This window comes from Bartonella alsatica (genome assembly GCF_013388295.1).
Classification (GTDB): domain Bacteria; phylum Pseudomonadota; class Alphaproteobacteria; order Rhizobiales; family Rhizobiaceae; genus Bartonella; species Bartonella alsatica.
The window spans coordinates 1,122,507-1,141,894 of sequence record NZ_CP058235.1 but is presented as its reverse complement, the minus strand read 5'-3'; the positions used below and the strand labels follow the sequence as shown (position 1 = coordinate 1,141,894).

3 protein-coding genes are annotated in these 19,388 nt (G+C 38.2%); all 3 read right to left on the bottom strand.

The window, feature by feature from the left end:
• Positions 1-21 precede the first annotated feature (21 nt).
• Positions 22-11,871: a Vomp family autotransporter gene (locus HWV54_RS04645; RefSeq protein WP_176953563.1), complete on the bottom strand. Its 11,850-nt coding sequence runs from the start codon at positions 11,869-11,871 to the stop codon at positions 22-24.
• A gap of 638 nt (positions 11,872-12,509) precedes the next feature.
• Positions 12,510-13,736, bottom strand: a complete 1,227-nt coding sequence (locus HWV54_RS04640) for a Vomp family autotransporter (RefSeq protein WP_425483880.1) — start codon at positions 13,734-13,736, stop codon at positions 12,510-12,512.
• A 686-nt stretch (positions 13,737-14,422) separates the two neighbouring features.
• A complete protein-coding gene (locus HWV54_RS04635; protein WP_176953562.1) occupies positions 14,423-18,808 on the bottom strand; it encodes a Vomp family autotransporter in 4,386 nt (1,461 codons plus the stop codon).
• Between the last annotated feature and the right edge of the window lie 580 nt (positions 18,809-19,388).

The window sequence follows — 19,388 nt, the reverse complement described above, 5'->3', positions numbered from 1 at the left end:
ATATAAGTTTTTTTTTCATTATCATTTCAGCCTCAGAGTAATTCCTGCACCTACACCCCAGTGACCTCCAGAACTAGTAACAGATAAATTAGAACGAATATTTCCATCTTCAGATGTATAACCTGCTCCAATAGCAAATGCGGATTGACTGCGCCATACACCACTACCAAATGAAACACTTAAGGATCCTGGAATATCATAGTAACGTAAGTTCGATACAGCCAAACCAATAGCAGCCGCTTGTCTTGATTCCTTCCGGACATCTTCAACAGCATAACTTAACGTTTCAAACTTCATATCTGTATAAGCTTTAGCTTCGTTAACTCCATTACTTAACATATCACCAACCTGCTTATCAGTATACTTCTTCGCATCTTCAAGTACTAGCTTCATCTGCTGATCCGTATAATCATGTAACTGGCCACCATTAATCGCTTCTTTCGAACCCTTTTCAATATGACCATCCGATACATTATCTATCAATACAGGATCGCTTTCATTGCCTCCCACTAACGTAATCTTATTCGTTTTCTTCCCATCTTCTCCTTTATCATACTTTACAGCATCATTCGTAACTGTCTTTTCAATATCCTGAACATGTTGATCAATACTGTCTACACGCTTCTCAACAGCCGATACTTTCTCGTTCGTTTCCCAAAGCTGTCCTCCATTCACAACCTCTTTCGATCCTTTTGCTACTTCTCCATCCGCTACATGGGTAATCTTACTGTCCTGTCCATTGTGACGTCCATCATATCCTCCATCTGTTTCATTCCAGTTTAAACTGTTCGACGTCATATTCTGGGCAACAGCATTAAGACGGTCATTGATACCTGACATACTGCCGTTAACACCTTCAAATGCGTCCGCTACATTATCATAGCTCTTCTTTTCAACCTTACTACCTTCACTCTGAAACTGCCAAACATGAAATTGCGGTGCTGTCCATTGCCCATCTTTATAACCAGCTCCGCCACCTAAATACATCGCCAACGTCTGGTGCAATTGATAGAGCTGATTGCCGGTAACAGCTTCTGTTGAACCAGACAAAATATCTCCATCAACTAGATGAATAAGCTTGCTATTGTGCTTCCCATCTCCTTTGTCATGAAGTGCAACAAAGGCTTCTTCAGTTTCGCTCCACAACAATGCATTCTGCTCTATGTTGTCAGAAAGCTCATGGTGAAGTTTGGTGAAAGAACTATTCATACCAGCAAAGGCATCCGCAACATTATTATATGTCTTCTCAGAAGATTCACCATTGTCAAAAAATTGCGTAACTTTGAAACTTGGAGCTGTCCAATTTCCATTCTCATACTTTGCTCCACCTCCAAAATACGTCGCAAGCGTATTGCTCATCGAATAAAGTTGTCCACCATTTACTGCTTCTGTCGAAGCCATTGAAAGGGTGCCTGCCTTTAAACCTGTAATGCTACGTGCTGCTCCTTCACTGTTCGCAACAGTGATTTCTGTACCATCGTTCTCAGATCCTATCTTAATAACCTTCGTATTTTCATCTTGCTTAACAAGATTATCACTAACAACTTTGTTAATCTCATTCTTAATCTCATTATGAATATTCGTGAAAGAGCTTCCAACACTAGCAAAGGCTTTCGCTACATTATCATAGCTCTTCTCTTCAACCTTACTACCATCAGCACTTACAGTGTTAACTTTGAAACTTGGAGCTGTCCAATTTCCATTCTCATACTTTGCTCCGCCTCCAAAATACGTCGCAAGCGCATCACCCATCGAATAAAGTTGACCACCCGTAATTGCATCCGTTGATCCATGAGATATAACACCATCTAAAATATGGGTAATCTTACTCTTTGTTCTTGCAGATTCCTTACCATGATCTGCTACAAAAGCGCCATCCGATTCACTCCATAACAAAGCATCCCCTTTAACTTCTTGAGTAATGTTTGTTATATTTTGTGTAAGCTCATTAAACTTATTCGTTACATTACTATTCACATTCTTGATAGTTGTATCAAGTCCTTCAAAGGCTGAGCCAACATCTTTAAATTCGCTTTCTTTAACACCACCATTTTCATCAACTTTCGTCAATTTATACGTTGGTTCTGTAAAGGTACCGTTGTTAAATGATGCATTTCCGCCCAAGAATTTTGCAACTTCTTGAGAGATACTATTAATCTGACCACCAGTAACCACATCATGTGAATGTTCAGAAATTTGGCCATCAGCTACATTATGAAGAGCTACAGCAGAAGAATTCTTACCCTTACCAAAAGTCACACTCGTATAATCAATGCTATTGCCATCTCCTGCTTTATCATAATGAACAACCGCTGAATCATCAGACTGAAGATTGTTAGAAAGCTGCTTCAAACTTTCATCAAGTTGATCCTTGTTAACAGCCTCATTACCCTTCTCTGCTGCCTTCACACCAGAAAGCGTCCGATCGGCTTTATTGTTATTTGCAATGTTAATTTCAGTGCCATCTGTTTCAGATCCTATCTTGACGTGTTTTGTTTCCTTATCTTGCTTAACAAGGCTATCACTAACAACTTGACCAATCTGATTGTTAATATTTGTGACTGCATTCGTCATCTCATTATGAATACCCTCAAAAGAACTATTCATACCAGCAAAGGCATCCGCAACATTATTATATGTCTTCTCAGAAGATTCACCATTGTCAAAAAATTGCGTAACTTTGAAACTTGGAGCTGTCCAATTTCCATTCTCATACTTCGCTCCGCCTCCAAAATACGTCGCAAGCGCATCACCCATCGAATAAAGTTGACCACCCGTAATTGCATCCGTTGATCCATGAGATATAGCACCATCTAAAATATGGGTAATCTTACTCTTTGTTCTTGCAGATTCCTTACCATGATCTGCTACAAAAGCGCCATCCGATTCACTCCATAACAAAGCATCCCCTTTAACTTCTTGAGTAATGTTTGTTATATTTTGTGTAAGCTCATTAAACTTATTCGTTACATTACTATTCACATTCTTGATAGTTGTTTCAAGACCTTCAAAGGCTGAGCCAACATCTTTAAATTCGCTTTGTTTAACACCACCATTTTCATCAACTTTCGTCAATTTATACGTTGGTCCTGTAAAAGTACCGTTGTTAAATGATGCATTTCCGCCCAAGAATTTTGCAACTTCTTGAGAGATACTATTAATCTGACCACCCGTAACCACATCATGTGAATGTTCAGAAATTTGGCCATCAGCTACATTATGAAGAGCTACAGCAGCAGAATTCTTACCCTTACCAAAAGTCACACTCGTATAATCAATGCTATTGTCATCTCCTGCTTTATCATAATGAACAACCGCTGAATCATCAGACTGAAGATTGTTAGAAAGCTGCTTCAAACTTTCATCAAGTTGCTTTTTATTAACAGCCTCATTACCCTTCTCTGCTGCCTTCACACCAGAAAGCGTCCGATCGGCTTTATTGTTATTTGCAATGTTAATTTCAGTGCCATCTGTTTCAGATCCTATCTTGACGAGTTTTGTTTCCTTATCTTGCTTAACAAGGCTATCACTAACAACTTGACCAATCTGATTGTTAATATTTGTGACTGCATTCGTCACCTCATTATGAATACCCTCAAAAGAACTATTCATACCAGCAAAGGCATCCGCAACATTATTATATGTCTTCTCAGAAGATTCACCATTGTCAAAAAATTGCGTAACTTTGAAACTTGGAGCTGTCCAATTTCCATTCTCATACTTTGCTCCACCTCCAAAATACGTCGCAAGCGTATTGCTCATCGAATAAAGTTGTCCACCATTTACTGCTTCTGTCGAAGCCATTGAAAGGGTGCCTGCCTTTAAACCTGTAATGCTACGTGCTGCTCCTTCACTGTTCGCAACAGTGATTTCTGTACCATCGTTCTCAGATCCTATCTTAATAACCTTCGTATTTTCATCTTGCTTAACAAGATTATCACTAACAACTTTGTTAATCTCATTCTTAATCTCATTATGAATATTCGTGAAAGAGCTTCCAACACTAGCAAAGGCTTTCGCTACATTATCATAGCTCTTCTCTTCAACCTTACTACCATCAGCACTTACAGTGTTAACTTTGAAACTTGGAGCTGTCCAATTTCCATTCTCATACTTTGCTCCGCCTCCAAAATACGTCGCAAGCGCATCACCCATCGAATAAAGTTGACCACCCGTAATTGCATCCGTTGATCCATGAGATATAACACCATCTAAAATATGGGTAATCTTACTCTTTGTTCTTGCAGATTCCTTACCATGATCTGCTACAAAAGCGCCATCCGATTCACTCCATAACAAAGCATCCCCTTTAACTTCTTGAGTAATGTTTGTTATATTTTGTGTAAGCTCATTAAACTTATTCGTTACATTACTATTCACATTCTTGATAGTTGTATCAAGTCCTTCAAAGGCTGAGCCAACATCTTTAAATTCGCTTTCTTTAACACCACCATTTTCATCAACTTTCGTCAATTTATACGTTGGTTCTGTAAAGGTACCGTTGTTAAATGATGCATTTCCGCCCAAGAATTTTGCAACTTCTTGAGAGATACTATTAATCTGACCACCAGTAACCACATCATGTGAATGTTCAGAAATTTGGCCATCAGCTACATTATGAAGAGCTACAGCAGAAGAATTCTTACCCTTACCAAAAGTCACACTCGTATAATCAATGCTATTGCCATCTCCTGCTTTATCATAATGAACAACCGCTGAATCATCAGACTGAAGATTGTTAGAAAGCTGCTTCAAACTTTCATCAAGTTGATCCTTGTTAACAGCCTCATTACCCTTCTCTGCTGCCTTCACACCAGAAAGCGTCCGATCGGCTTTATTGTTATTTGCAATGTTAATTTCAGTGCCATCTGTTTCAGATCCTATCTTGACGTGTTTTGTTTCCTTATCTTGCTTAACAAGGCTATCACTAACAACTTGACCAATCTGATTGTTAATATTTGTGACTGCATTCGTCATCTCATTATGAATACCCTCAAAAGAACTATTCATACCAGCAAAGGCATCCGCAACATTATTATATGTCTTCTCAGAAGATTCACCATTGTCAAAAAATTGCGTAACTTTGAAACTTGGAGCTGTCCAATTTCCATTCTCATACTTCGCTCCGCCTCCAAAATACGTCGCAAGCGCATCACCCATCGAATAAAGTTGACCACCCGTAATTGCATCCGTTGATCCATGAGATATAGCACCATCTAAAATATGGGTAATCTTACTCTTTGTTCTTGCAGATTCCTTACCATGATCTGCTACAAAAGCGCCATCCGATTCACTCCATAACAAAGCATCCCCTTTAACTTCTTGAGTAATGTTTGTTATATTTTGTGTAAGCTCATTAAACTTATTCGTTACATTACTATTCACATTCTTGATAGTTGTATCAAGACCTTCAAAGGCTGAGCCAACATCTTTAAATTCGCTTTGTTTAACATCACCATTTTCATCAACTTTCGTCAATTTATACGTTGGTTCTGTAAAGGTACCGTTGTTAAATGATGCATTTCCGCCCAAGAATTTTGCAACTTCTTGAGAGATACTATTAATCTGACCACCAGTAACCACATCATGTGAATGTTCAGAAATTTGGCCATCAGCTACATTATGAAGAGCTACAGCAGAAGAATTCTTACCCTTACCAAAAGTCACACTCGTATAATCAATGCTATTGCCATCTCCTGCTTTATCATAGTGAACAACCGCTGAATCATCAGATTGAAGATTGTTAGAAAGCTGCTTCAAACTTTCATCAAGTTGATCCTTGTTAACAGCCTCATTACCCTTCTCTGCTGCCTTCACACCAGAAAGCGTCCGATCCTCACTATTCTTGTTGGCAATGGTAATTTTACTACCTTCTACTTCTGAACCTATACTAATTTCATTGGTTCCTGCATTCTTCTTAACAAGGCTATCACCTTTTACATTGCCTATTTCATTATTAAGCTGTTCAGTTAGTTTTTTCTCAACATTCGTGAAAGAATTTCCAACACCAGCTAAAGCTTCCGCTACATCTTTATAAGTCTGTTCTTCAGCCTTACCATCAGTTTTAACTGTCGTAACTTTGAAACTTGGAGCTGTCCAATTTCCATTCTCATACTTTGCTCCGCCTCCAAAATACGTCGCAAGTGCATCACCCATCGAATAAAGTTGACCACCCGTAATTGCATCCGTTGATCCATGAGATATAACACCATCTAAAATATGGGTAATCTTACTCTTTGTTTTTGCAGATTCCTTACCATGATCTGCTACAAAAGCGCCATCCGATTCACTCCATAACAAAGCATCCCCTTTAACTTCTTGAGTAATGTTTGTTATATTTTGTGTAAGCTCATTAAACTTATTCGTTACATTACTATTCACATTCTTGATAGTTGTATCAAGACCTTCAAAGGCTGAGCCAACATCTTTAAATTCGCTTTGTTTAACATCACCATTTTCATCAACTTTCGTCAATTTATACGTTGGTCCTGTAAAAGTACCGTTGTTAAATGATGCGTTTCCACCCAAGAATTTTGCAACTTCTTGAGAGATACTATTAATCTGACCACCAGTAACCACATCATGTGAATGTTCAGAAATTTGGCCATCAGCTACATTATGAAGAGCTACAGCAGAAGAATTCTTACCCTTACCAAAAGTCACACTCGTATAATCAACGCTATTGCCATCTCCTGCTTTATCATAGTGAACAACCGCTGAATCATCAGATTGAAGACTGTTAGAAAGCTGCTTCAAACTTTCATCAAGTTGATCCTTGTTAACAGCCTCATTACCCTTCTCTGCTGCCTTCACACCAGAAAGCGTCCGATCCTCACTATTCTTGTTGGCAATGGTAATTTTACTACCTTCTACTTCTGAACCTATACTAATTTCATTGGTTCCTGCATTCTTCTTAACAAGGCTATCGCCTTTTACATTGCCTATTTCATTATTAAGCTGTTCAGTTAGTTTTTTCTCAACATTCGTGAAAGAATTTCCAACACCAGCTAAAGCTTCCGCTACATCTTTATAAGTCTGTTCTTCAGCCTTACCATCAGCTTTAACTGTCGTAACTTTGAAACTTGGAGCTGTCCAATTTCCATTCTCATACTTCGCTCCGCCTCCAAAATACGTCGCAAGCGTATTGCTCATCGAATAAAGTTGTCCACCATTTACTGCTTCTGTCGAAGCCATTGAAAGGGTGCCTGCCTTTAAACCTGTAATGCTACGTGCTGCTCCTTCACTGTTCGCAACAGTGATTTCTGTACCATCGTTCTCAGATCCTATCTTAATAACCTTCGTATTTTCATCTTGCTTAACAAGATTATCACTAACAACTTTGTTAATCTCATTCTTAATCTCATTATGAATATTCGTGAAAGAGCTTCCAACACTAGCAAAGGCTTTCGCTACATTATCATAGCTCTTTTCTTCAACCTTACTACCATCAGCACTTACAGTGTTAACTTTGAAACTTGGAGCTGTCCAATTTCCATTCTCATACTTTGCTCCGCCTCCAAAATACGTCGCAAGCGTATTGCTCATCGAATAAAGTTGTCCACCCGTAATTGCATCCGTTGATCCATGAGATATAGCACCATCTAAAATATGGGTAATCTTACTCTTTGTTCTTGCAGATTCCTTACCATGATCTGCTACAAAGGCGTGCGCGTCATCGTTCCATAACAAGGCATCCTTCTCAATATGTTGAGAACTTTCAGTTAGTTTTTGTGTAAAATCATTAACTACATTTGTTACACGTGTATTCACATTCGTCAGACTGTAATCAAGCGAAGATAACGCTGAACCAACATTATGGTGAATACTTTGTTCCCCACCAACGTCTCCACTTGGTCTAATGCTAGTTATCTTATAAGTTGGTTCTGTGAAAGTACCATCACTAAACTCCGCTCCTCCACCTAAATATGTTGCAATCTTGTCGCCAAAAGTATGAAGCTGATTACCTGTTATAGCTTCAGTGGAACCAGACGCAATATTGCCGTCTGCTAAGTGCTTAAGTTTGCTATTGGTTTTTGCTGTGTCACCTTCTCCATGTAGAGCTACAAAAGCTTGTTCTCCCTTACTCCACAACAAGCTATCACCTTGAGCAATAGTAATGTCTTTTTCAATCTCTTTGGTAATTTCATCTTTAATAGTCTTAAATGAATCTTTAACTTTTTCGAATGAATCACCTACACCTGCAAACGCAGAAGCTACATCAGTATAGGTTCCATCAGAAACACTACCCTCAGAATCGAATTGCTTTACCTTGAAAGTAGGAGCAGTCCATTCGCCGCCCTCATATTTAGCTCCCCCGCCTAAGTATGTTGCAACCTTACCGCCCAATGAATAAAGCTGACCACCCGTAACCACATCATGTGAATGTTCAGAAATTTGGCCATCAGCTACATTATGAAGAGCTACAGCAGAAGAATTCTTACCCTTACCAAAAGTCACACTCGTATAATCAATGCTATTGCCATTTCCTGCTTTATCATAGTGAACAACCGCTGAATCATCAGATTGAAGATTGTTAGAAAGCTGCTTCAAACTTTCATCAAGTTGATCCTTGTTAACAGCCTCATTACCCTTCTCTGCTGCCTTCACACCAGAAAGCGTCCGATCCTCACTATTCTTGTTGGCAATGGTAATTTTACTACCTTCTACTTCTGAACCTATACTAATTTCATTGGTTCCTGCATTCTTCTTAACAAGGCTATCACCTTTTACATTGCCTATTTCATTATTAAGCTGTTCAGTTAGTTTTTTCTCAACATTCGTGAAAGAATTTCCAACACCAGCTAAAGCTTCCGCTACATCTTTATAAGTCTGTTCTTCGGCTTCACCATCAGCTTTAACTGTCGTAACTTTGAAACTTGGAGCTGTCCAATTTCCATTCTCATACTTTGCTCCGCCTCCAAAATACGTCGCAAGCGTATTGCTCATCGAATAAAGTTGTCCACCCGTAATTGCATCCGTTGATCCATGAGATATAACACCATCTAAAATATGGGTAATCTTACTCTTTGTTCTTGCAGATTCCTTACCATGATCTGCTACAAAGGCGTGCGCGTCATCGTTCCATAACAAGGCATCCTTCTCAATATGTTGAGAACTTTCAGTTAGTTTTTGTGTAAAATCATTAACTACATTTGTTACACGTGTATTCACATTCGTCAGACTGTAATCAAGCGAAGATAACGCTGAACCAACATTATGGTGAATACTTTGTTCCCCACCAACTACTCCACTTGGTCTAATGCTAGTTATCTTATAAGTTGGTTCTGTGAAAGTACCATCACTAAACTCCGCTCCTCCACCTAAATATGTTGCAATCTTGTCGCCAAAAGTATGAAGCTGATTACCTGTTATAGCTTCAGTGGAACCAGACGCAATATTGCCGTCTGCTAAGTGCTTAAGCTTGCTATTGGTTTTTGCTGTGTCACCTTCTCCATGTAGAGCTACAAAAGCTTGTTCTTCCTTACTCCACAACAAGCTATCACCTTGAGCAATAGTAATGTCTTTTTCAATCTCTTTGGTAATTTCATCTTTAATAGTCTTAAATGAATCTTTAACTTTTTCGAATGAATCACCTACACCTGCAAACGCAGAAGCTACATCAGTATAGGTTCCATCAGAAATACTACCCTCAGAATCGAATTGCTTTACCTTGAAAGTAGGAGCAGTCCATTCACCGCCCTCATATTTAGCTCCCCCGCCTAAGTATGTTGCAACCTTACCGCCCAATGAATAAAGCTGACCACCCGTAATTGCATCCGTTGATCCATGAGATATAGCACCATCTAAAATATGGGTAATCTTACTCTTTGTTCTTGCAGATTCCTTACCATGATCTGCTACAAAGGCGTGCGCGTCATCGTTCCATAACAAGGCATCCTTCTCAATATGTTGAGAACTTTCAGTCAGTTTTTGTGTAAAATCATTAACTACATTTGTTACACGTTTATTCACATTCGTCAGACTGTAATCAAGCGAAGATAATGCTGAACCAACATTATTGTGCATAGTTTTTGTTTGACCAATGTCTCCACTTGGCCTAATGTCAGTTATCATGTAAGCCGGCTTCTGACCTTGTAGCACATTTGCTCCACCACCTAAATATTGGGAAGTGTTTTCAGCAACTTTTTTCAAATCATTTGTTACAGTTTCTACTTTCTGATTTGTTGCAAAAAGCTGCGAACCAGTAACTGCATCATGTGACTCTTCTGTAAGTGCGCCTTTCTTTATACCAGTAAGAGTGCGCTCTTGCCCTTCATGGTTTACAATATCAATTGTACCACCATCTGTATTCTTACCTATACTGATGTGTTTCGTCTGTGCATCTTGTTTAACAAAACTACTAGCTGCTACTTGTTCTTTAACCTCTTTTTCAACTGTCTTCAGTTGTAAAAAATTTACTGCATCAGTATCTGATGTGCCGGCTTCTAATCCTGAAATCTTTTTATGACCAGCATTAATACCAGAAATCGTTATTTGGGGACCTCCAGAAATAACTAAGCCCGTTGCATCTAAAGTTACTGAGCCTGCTGCACCTGTTAAAGCTTCTCCTCCTAGCTTTACGCTATCCAGTGCAATATCCTTTGCTAAATCAAATGTTACTTTCTTTTCTTTCTCATCACTTACAATACTGAAATTTTTACTTCCAGCTGCCAAATTTAATGTATCGCCTGAATCAATAACTGTATTATCTGCTCCATCAACTGAAACCTCCCAACCTCCTCCTGCAACCTGCGCCAGTGCTTTCAGCTGTGCAACATTTACAGCATCAGTATCTTGAGTACCAGCCGCTACCCCCGTAATTTGCCGTGTTATTTTTTGATTAGGATCACCAACACTAAAAGCAGCTACGGTGCTTTTCCATGCAATGTTATCATTTTCTGATGGAGCTTTCTTCACAGGATCATAACCATAAATAGAACCTGCAATTCTAGACACAGATCCCCAACCTATAGCAACACTCTTTGAGACAGCTGCAACCGCATCCGCCCCAACAGAAAGTGAATAATCACCCAGAGCAGCAGTATGAGAGCCTATAGCAATCGTTTTGTTACCCTGTGCTATTGCTGAATTGTTTTCTTCACCGCCCTTAGAGCCACTACCTATTGCGATAGATTCTTCACCTTGAGATACAGCTCGCGTACCTATAGCAATACCACGCTCCTTTTTTACCTGTGCAAGTCCACCTAAAGCAATACCAGATTCTCCCGTCGCTTCTGATGATATACCGAAAGCAATACTTGCGTTCCCAACTGCAAGTGCAGCAACACCAAAAGCTTGCGATCCCCCAGAATAGGCAGTAGCATTTGCACCAAATGCTACTGAATAATTCCCTTGTGCACTAGAACCACAACCTGTTGCAAAAGAATAAATACCATAAGCCTCAGGCAGGATATTTGTATCACCACCAGAGGAGTTTTTTCCCATATAACCAGAACCTTTGCTTGTTAGTCCATCACCAGTCCAAACTTGTTGCCCTGAACTAAAACCATAAGGAGAAGTGCCATTGATCACTGTTGATTCGGCAAATCTGCGATATTCCTCCTCCGCAGTTATCTTAGGCGCAGTACGCATATTATTATTTCCATAACGCCCTTCAACATAATCCACACCACAGTAATCATCATCACCAGATAAAACAATACTACCATGACTCGCTTTAGGATAAGCCACAGCTGGAGAATTTTGACTCGAAACTTTTGCTCCTGTTATTGCAAGATTTGCAGCCCAAACAGGTGCAACATGCGTTAAGAGTGCAACTATTGCCGCCAATCCTTCTCTCCTAACAAACGAATAAGGAAAACAAAGGTACTTCACATCATTCTGGAAGAGTGTGGCAGATAATTTTTTCATAACAAAATCTCCAAGTAAGGAAAAATATATTTATAACATAAAAAAGACACAATTCTGCGCTAGCTAGGTCCTAGTAGCTTGCTTTCTGTACAATAATGGAAAAAGAAATTATCTTAATTTCTAGTGATGTTGGCGATTTATTAATGAGGTTTTGGTGTCTTTTGCTTTTAAGTGATATTTTTTCTTGTGTATTTCTAAAACTTGAAAGTAGGAAGTATTGAGTGAGCATAAAAAAGACATATTTGTGTACTACCTTGTGTAAGAAGTTTTCGGTTTTTAAAGTAAGGTGCGTCATTTTGTGTATTTTGAATGTTGCTGGCATTTTTGAAAAAGGGTTCGTTGTTTAAAGAACTTAAAATGAGAACGGGTGGATTTGTGTTTTTATTTCGTAGAATATTTACCTGCCTACAGAAGATAGATTATAGTTTTGAAAAAGTTTAGTTAAACCACGGAATGAATAGGACAAATACCCTGCCTTTATCAATGGATATTTTGTTTGCACCAAAATGAATCTTACTAAAATTTGTTAGCTACAGGATATTAGATTAAATAGCAAGAAAAATCTTTTTACATTGTAAATAGAATTTTCTATTAAGATTCTTTTTTTCTCAATCAGAAAAGTGGCAAGGAGTTTTTTTTCAGGTGTTTGGTTTTGTCAATATCAACTCTGTCAAACTTAGCTCTGCGCTTAAACCCCAATGACCACCAGCACTCGTAGCAGATAGATTAGAGCGAATTCTTCCATCTTCAGACGTATAACCAGCACCAAAAGCAAAGGCAAATTGGCTGTGCCACACACCACTACCAAATGAAACACTCAACTTCCCTGGTGTATCATTATAACGCAAACCCGCCACTGCCAAACCAATAGCGGCTGCTTGTCTTGCCTCTTTCCGGACATCCTCAATGGCATAATTTAAAGCTTCAAACTTCATATCTGTATAGGATTTTGCCTCGTTAACCCCATTATTGGCTATATCACTAACTTGATCGTCCGTATACTTTTTCGCATCTTCAAGAACTATCTTCATCTGCTGATCCATATAATCATGTAACTGACCACCATTTACAGATTGCTTAGAGCCTCCTTCAATTTTACCATCTGCTATATTATCAATCAAAACTGGTTCACTTTCATTTCCTCCTGCTAACGTAATGCTATTGGTCTTCTTCCCTTTCTCATTTTTGTCATAGTTAACAGCTCCATCCGTTACTGCAGTCGTTATATCTTTTACCTGTTTATCAATCGCATCTACCTTGTTTTCAACTTCTTTTACCTTCTTATTTGTTGTCCAAAGCTGACTACCATTAACAGCATCTTGCGAATTTTCTTCTACTTTACCAGCCACTATATTGGTTATCTTACTCGACGCTCCATTATGTTTCGCTTCATAAGCTCCCGTTTCCTCATTCCAATTCATACCATTCGTATCTATATTATCCGAAACCTCTTTTATACGGTCGTTGATACTCGTCATACTATCACTGACGCTATCAAAGGCACTCGCTACATCATTATAGCTCTTCTTTTCAGAACTACCATCATCATTGAATGTCGTAACCCTGAAAGTAGGAGCGGTCCACGCACCATACTCATACCTAGCATCCCCACCTAAATAGGTCGCTAATGTCTTACTCAAAGAATAGAGTTGGGAACCATTCATTGCTTCAGTTGAATTCTCAGAGACTGCTCCAGCCTTCACTCCAGAAATTGTCCGCTCCCGATTGCTTTTGTTCAAAATACTGATTTCTGTTCCACCAGTTCCCTTACCTATGGAAATTATACCTGTTCCTTTACCATCAGCTTTAAAACTTCTGAGCAGACTTACTCCCTCATCCTGTACAATAAGGAGCTTGTTCTTCATATTAATAAGGTCATTATTAAGATTGTTGAAAGAAACATTCATACCAGCAAACGCACTGGCAACATCATTATAGCTCTGCTCCTCACCAGAAGTATCTCTTCACTAAATTGCGCTATCTTAAAATCAGGAGCTGTCCATTCTCATATTCAGTCAAGGCTAAACCAACACCGTTAAATATTCTCTCTTTTATCTTACCATCTGAAAAAACGATAGATAAATTATACGGTAATCCCATAAAAGCACCATTGCATAATACGGCACCTCCATAAAATAGTTTTGCAACATCTTGGGATATTTTATTAATATCAACTAATATCGGTTTCTATTGATCGCATCATGCGAATCTCAATAATTTTGCTATTCTTAACATTATGGAGAAAAACTGGTTCGGCACCTTTACCACTATCTAAAGTTATACCATTGTAATTAACAATATCATCCCTCTTTTATTGTATAGGATGGCAAAGGTATTTGCTTCTTTAATGTCTTTAATACTGTCTAGTAATATCTGCAATCTAATTATCAAATTGTTCTTTATTAACAGCTACATCACCCTTAACTTGGGAGTGAATTTATTTTGGATAGAATTTTTATTTCATTATAAGAATTTATTTAAAACTTTTTATAAAAAGCCCCTGCTTAATCAAAGCAAGGGCAAGGAGTATATTTAAGAAAAGTTTTCTGCATCAATTCAGTGTCATATTGAATCCGGCACCTACACCCCAATGACCACCAGAAGTAGTAACAGATATATTAGACCGAATAGCACCATTTTCAGATGTATAACCGGCACCAAAGGCAAATGCAGATTGGCTACGCCATAAACCGCTACCAAATCCAATACTTAATTTTCCAGGTATATCATTGTAGCGTAAGTTCGACACAGCCAACCCAATAGCTGCAGCTTGTTTTGCCTCTTTCCGGACATTCTCAATGCTATAGCTTAAAGCCTCAAATTTCATATTGGTGTACTTATTAGCCCGTTCAACAGCATCATCAATAGCATCAACAACGATATTGTTTACTCGTTTATCTGTATAATTCTTCGCATCTTCAAGAACAATTTTCATCTGCTGGTCTGTATAATCATGCAACTGGCCCCCATTTATTGCTTCTTTTGATCCTTGTTCAATGCGGCCATCGGCAACATTATCAATTAATACAGGTTCACTTTCATTACCACCCGCTAAAGTGACTTTATTAATCTTGTTTCCTTCTTCATCTCTATCATATTTTACAACTCCATCTGCAAGTTCACCAACCGTATTCTCAATATTATCAACTTTATTTTCAATATTTAAAACGGTGTCACCAATATCAGCAATTGTATCACCAATATCAGCAATTGTATTTGAAATATTGTCAACTCTGTTTTCAATATGATCAACCTTCTTTGCAACATTTTTAACACGTTCATTTGTTTCCCAAAGCTGCCCACCATTTACTGCTTCTTTCGAATCTTGAGAAATTTCACCATCAGCTACATTGATAATCTTACTTGGCTGACCATCACGACTAGCATCATAGGCTCCTAGCTCATTACTCCAATGTAAACTATCTGAATTAACTTGATTCTTAATTTCACCAATACGGTTATTTATATTTACTATACTGCCATTAATTCCATCCAAAGCCTCAGCAACATTCTGATATGCCTGCTCATTAACAGTACCATTCGCAGTGACTTGAGAAATACTGAAATTAGGAGCCGTCCATACACCTTCCCTATAACCAGCACCACCACCAAAATATCTAGCCAATTGATTACTTATGAGATAAAGCTGGTTACCAGTAATAGCATCAGTTGAATTAGCAGCAATTATTCCGTCTTTAACATTATGAAGAAAAACTGGTCCTTCACTTTTAGTACCACCCAAAGTCACACTACCATAATTGACAGTACCATCTTCATTTTTATCATAGAGAACTGCAGAAGCATTTGCGAGCTCAATATTTTTAGAAATATCTTTCAATTCTTTATCAAATTGTTTTTTATTAACAGCTTCATCATCATTCTCTGCAGCTTTTACACCGGAGATTTTACGAGCATCACCTAATTTGTTTGCAATATTAATTTCAATGCCATTCGTTGCCTGACCAATAGTGATAGGAGCGTCCTCTCCATCTTGCTTAATAAGAAGACCATTTGTTATTTGATCTCTGAAATCATTCAGCTGTGCAAAATTTACTGCATCGTTATCATTCGTACCTTGTTTGACACCTGTGATTTTTTTATTTCCAGCAAAAATACCGCCCTCAGTTACATTTGGACCACCAGTAATCATTAAACCAGCATTGCTTAAACTGCTAATTCCTGTTTCTATCCGATTAACCTTAATATAGTCATTTAAATCAAAGGTTATTTGTTTGTCTGGACCTTTTACAATTTTAATATTTCTGTTATCACTAAAATCGTCATGCTTAACCGCAAAAAAATCTAATGTACTGCCAGATTGAATTTCTGTAGCATTTTCACCGTTAATAGAAAAACTCCATGCTCCTGTCACTAAGCCTTGCATAGCCTTTAGCTGTGCAAAATTTACTGCATCGTTATCATTCGTACCTTGTTCGACACCTGTGATTTTTTTATTTCCAGCAAAAATACCGCCCTCAGTTACATTTGGACCACCAGTAATCATTAAACCAGCATTGCTTAAACTGCTAATTCCTGTTTCTATCCGATTAACCTTAATATAGTCATTTAAATCAAAGGTTATTTGTTTGTCTGGACCTTTTACAATTTTAATATTTCTGTTATCACTAAAATCGTCATGCTTAACCGCAAAAAAATCTAATGTACTGCCAGATTGAATTTCTGTAGCATTTTCACCGTTAATAGAAAAACTCCATGCTCCTGTCACTAAGCCTTGCATAGCCTTTAGCTGTGCAAAATTTACTGCATCGTTATCATTCGTACCTTGTTCGACACCTGTGATTTTTTTATTTCCAGCAAAAATACCGCCCTCAGTTACATTTGGACCACCAGTAATCATTAAACCAGCATTGCTTAAACTGCTAATTCCTGTTTCTATCCGATTAACCTTAATATAGTCATTTAAATCAAAGGTTATTTGTTTGTCTGGACCTTTTACAATTTTAATATTTCTGTTATCACTAAAATCGTCATGCTTAACCGCAAAAAAATCTAATGTACTGCCAGATTGAATTTCTGTAGCATTTTCACCGTTAATAGAAAAACTCCATGCTCCTGTCACTAAGCCTTGCATAGCCTTTAGCTGTGCAAAATTTACTGCATCGTTATCATTCGTACCTTGTTCGACACCTGTGATTTTTTTATTTCCAGCAAAAATACCGCCCTCAGTTACATTTGGACCACCAGTAATCATTAAACCAGCATTGCTTAAACTGCTAATTCCTGTTTCTATCCGATTAACCTTAATATAGTCATTTAAATCAAAGGTTATTTGTTTGTCTGGACCTTTTACAATTTTAATATTTCTGTTATCACTAAAATCGTCATGCTTAACCGCAAAAAAATCTAATGTACTGCCAGATTGAATTTCTGTAGCATTTTCACCGTTAATAGAAAAACTCCATGCTCCTGTCACTAAGCCTTGCATAGCCTTTAGCTGTGCAAAATTTACTGCATCGTTATCATTCGTACCTTGTTCGACACCTGTGATTTTTTTATTTCCAGCAAAAATACCGCCCTCAGTTACATTTGGACCACCAGTAATCATTAAACCAGCATTGCTTAAACTGCTAATTCCTGTTTCTATCCGATTAACCTTAATATAGTCATTTAAATCAAAGGTTATTTGTTTGTCTGGACCTTTTACAATTTTAATATTTCTGTTATCACTAAAATCGTCATGCTTAACCGCAAAAAAATCTAATGTACTGCCAGATTGAATTTCTGTAGCATTTTCACCGTTAATAGAAAAACTCCATGCTCCTGTCACTAAATCTCTCATAGCCTTTAGCTGTGCAACATTGACCGCATCAGTATCTTCACTTCCCGCTGCTACCCCTGTAATCTGCCGTGTTAGCCTTCCATTATCACGACCACCAACTTCACCAACACTAAAAGCGCCTGTAGTGCTTTTCCATGCTATACCAGTTTCTGTTGACTCGCTATTCAGATAAGGGTCATAACCAACAATCCCCTTGGCTCTATCAGAGAGAGAACCCCCACCTATAGCAACACCATCATTAACAGTTACTTGTGCATTTGCACCAATAGCAACAGAATCTTCTTTTTCAGCGTAGGTATGCGTACCTATAGCAATCGAATTTTCTGCCTTCGCTGTAACTTTTCTATTAGGATTAGCAGGTTCTGTTCTGTCAGAGTCCCTGCTTCCTATTGCAATAGCACCTGACCCCAAAGCTTCTGCCTCTGAACCTATAGCAATGCCATAATTCTGTTCTGCCTTTGTCTTAGTCCCTACAGCAATGCTATTTTTACCTAATGCACTTGCAAGCCCACCAAAAGCAATCGCTGCTTCTCCTGACGCTTCTGAACTCATACCCATAGCAACACTTGCTCTTCCAGCTGCAAGAGCAGCAACACCAAAGGCTTGCGCTCCACCAGCTGTTGCAGTTGCATTTGCACCAAATACTGTTGAATAATTCCCTGTTGCATAAGATCCACAACCAGTTGCAAAAGAATAAATACCATATGCTACAGGCATAGCATTAGTGTCACCACCAGTAAGCGCTCCCATATACCCACCGTCAGGAGATGTTATACTATCGCCATGCCACAAGACTTGTCCAGTGGTCGTGCCATAAGGAGTACGATTATCAAATGTTTGATTTTCAACAAATCTCCTAAATTGTTCCTCTGCAGTTATTATATTATTAGTTCTCTCAGTAGGATGTCCACGACCAGTGACATTATCCGCACCACAGAAAGATTCATCGCCAGCAAAAACAACGCTACCATGACTTCCGAATGAATAATTTACATAAGTATTCGAGCTTTGAATAGTGTGTCCTGTTAACGCAACATTCGAAGCAACAATAGGAGAGACACTCGATAAAAATGTAGCCATTGCAGCGCTTAACGAAACAGCTTTAACCAAATTTGATGTTGAATATAATTTTTTCATAATACCCCCCTAATTAAGAGAACAAATAATAAAAAATACAAAAACGAAGTTCAACATCATCACAACAGACAACAAGAACCCCCACGCAAAAGCAGCTTTGCGCACTAGAAAAATGCAAAAAAGATAAGAAAACGGCTTCAGCACTACGAGCTATCGTAGAGCTCCCCCCCCCCTAAAACTTCGAAAGAATTTCGGATGGCAGAAAAGCCCCCTCTACCTTATAAAAAAAGGCCCGCAACAAAAAAATAAATACGCAATCTACTTCACAACCTCCATTAAGAAATAGTGTAATCTGTTTCTTTTACAAAACGATCTCTCATTAAAGACTAATTTATCTTTCAAATAAAGCACACAAACAGAATGGCAAGAGTAAAACAGTTAAATATTTTTACTGATTTGCGAAACTAAATCCCTTTGAATATTAAGATATATTTAAACTAAACGATATCTTATAGTATACTTCCGTGAAATTTATGGACACTAGCTAGAATTTTATATCGCTAAATCTAACTGCTCTACTAAATACAATTCGCTATATTGTTTTCAAAATTTAAAAATACATACAAAGGTATTACTATCG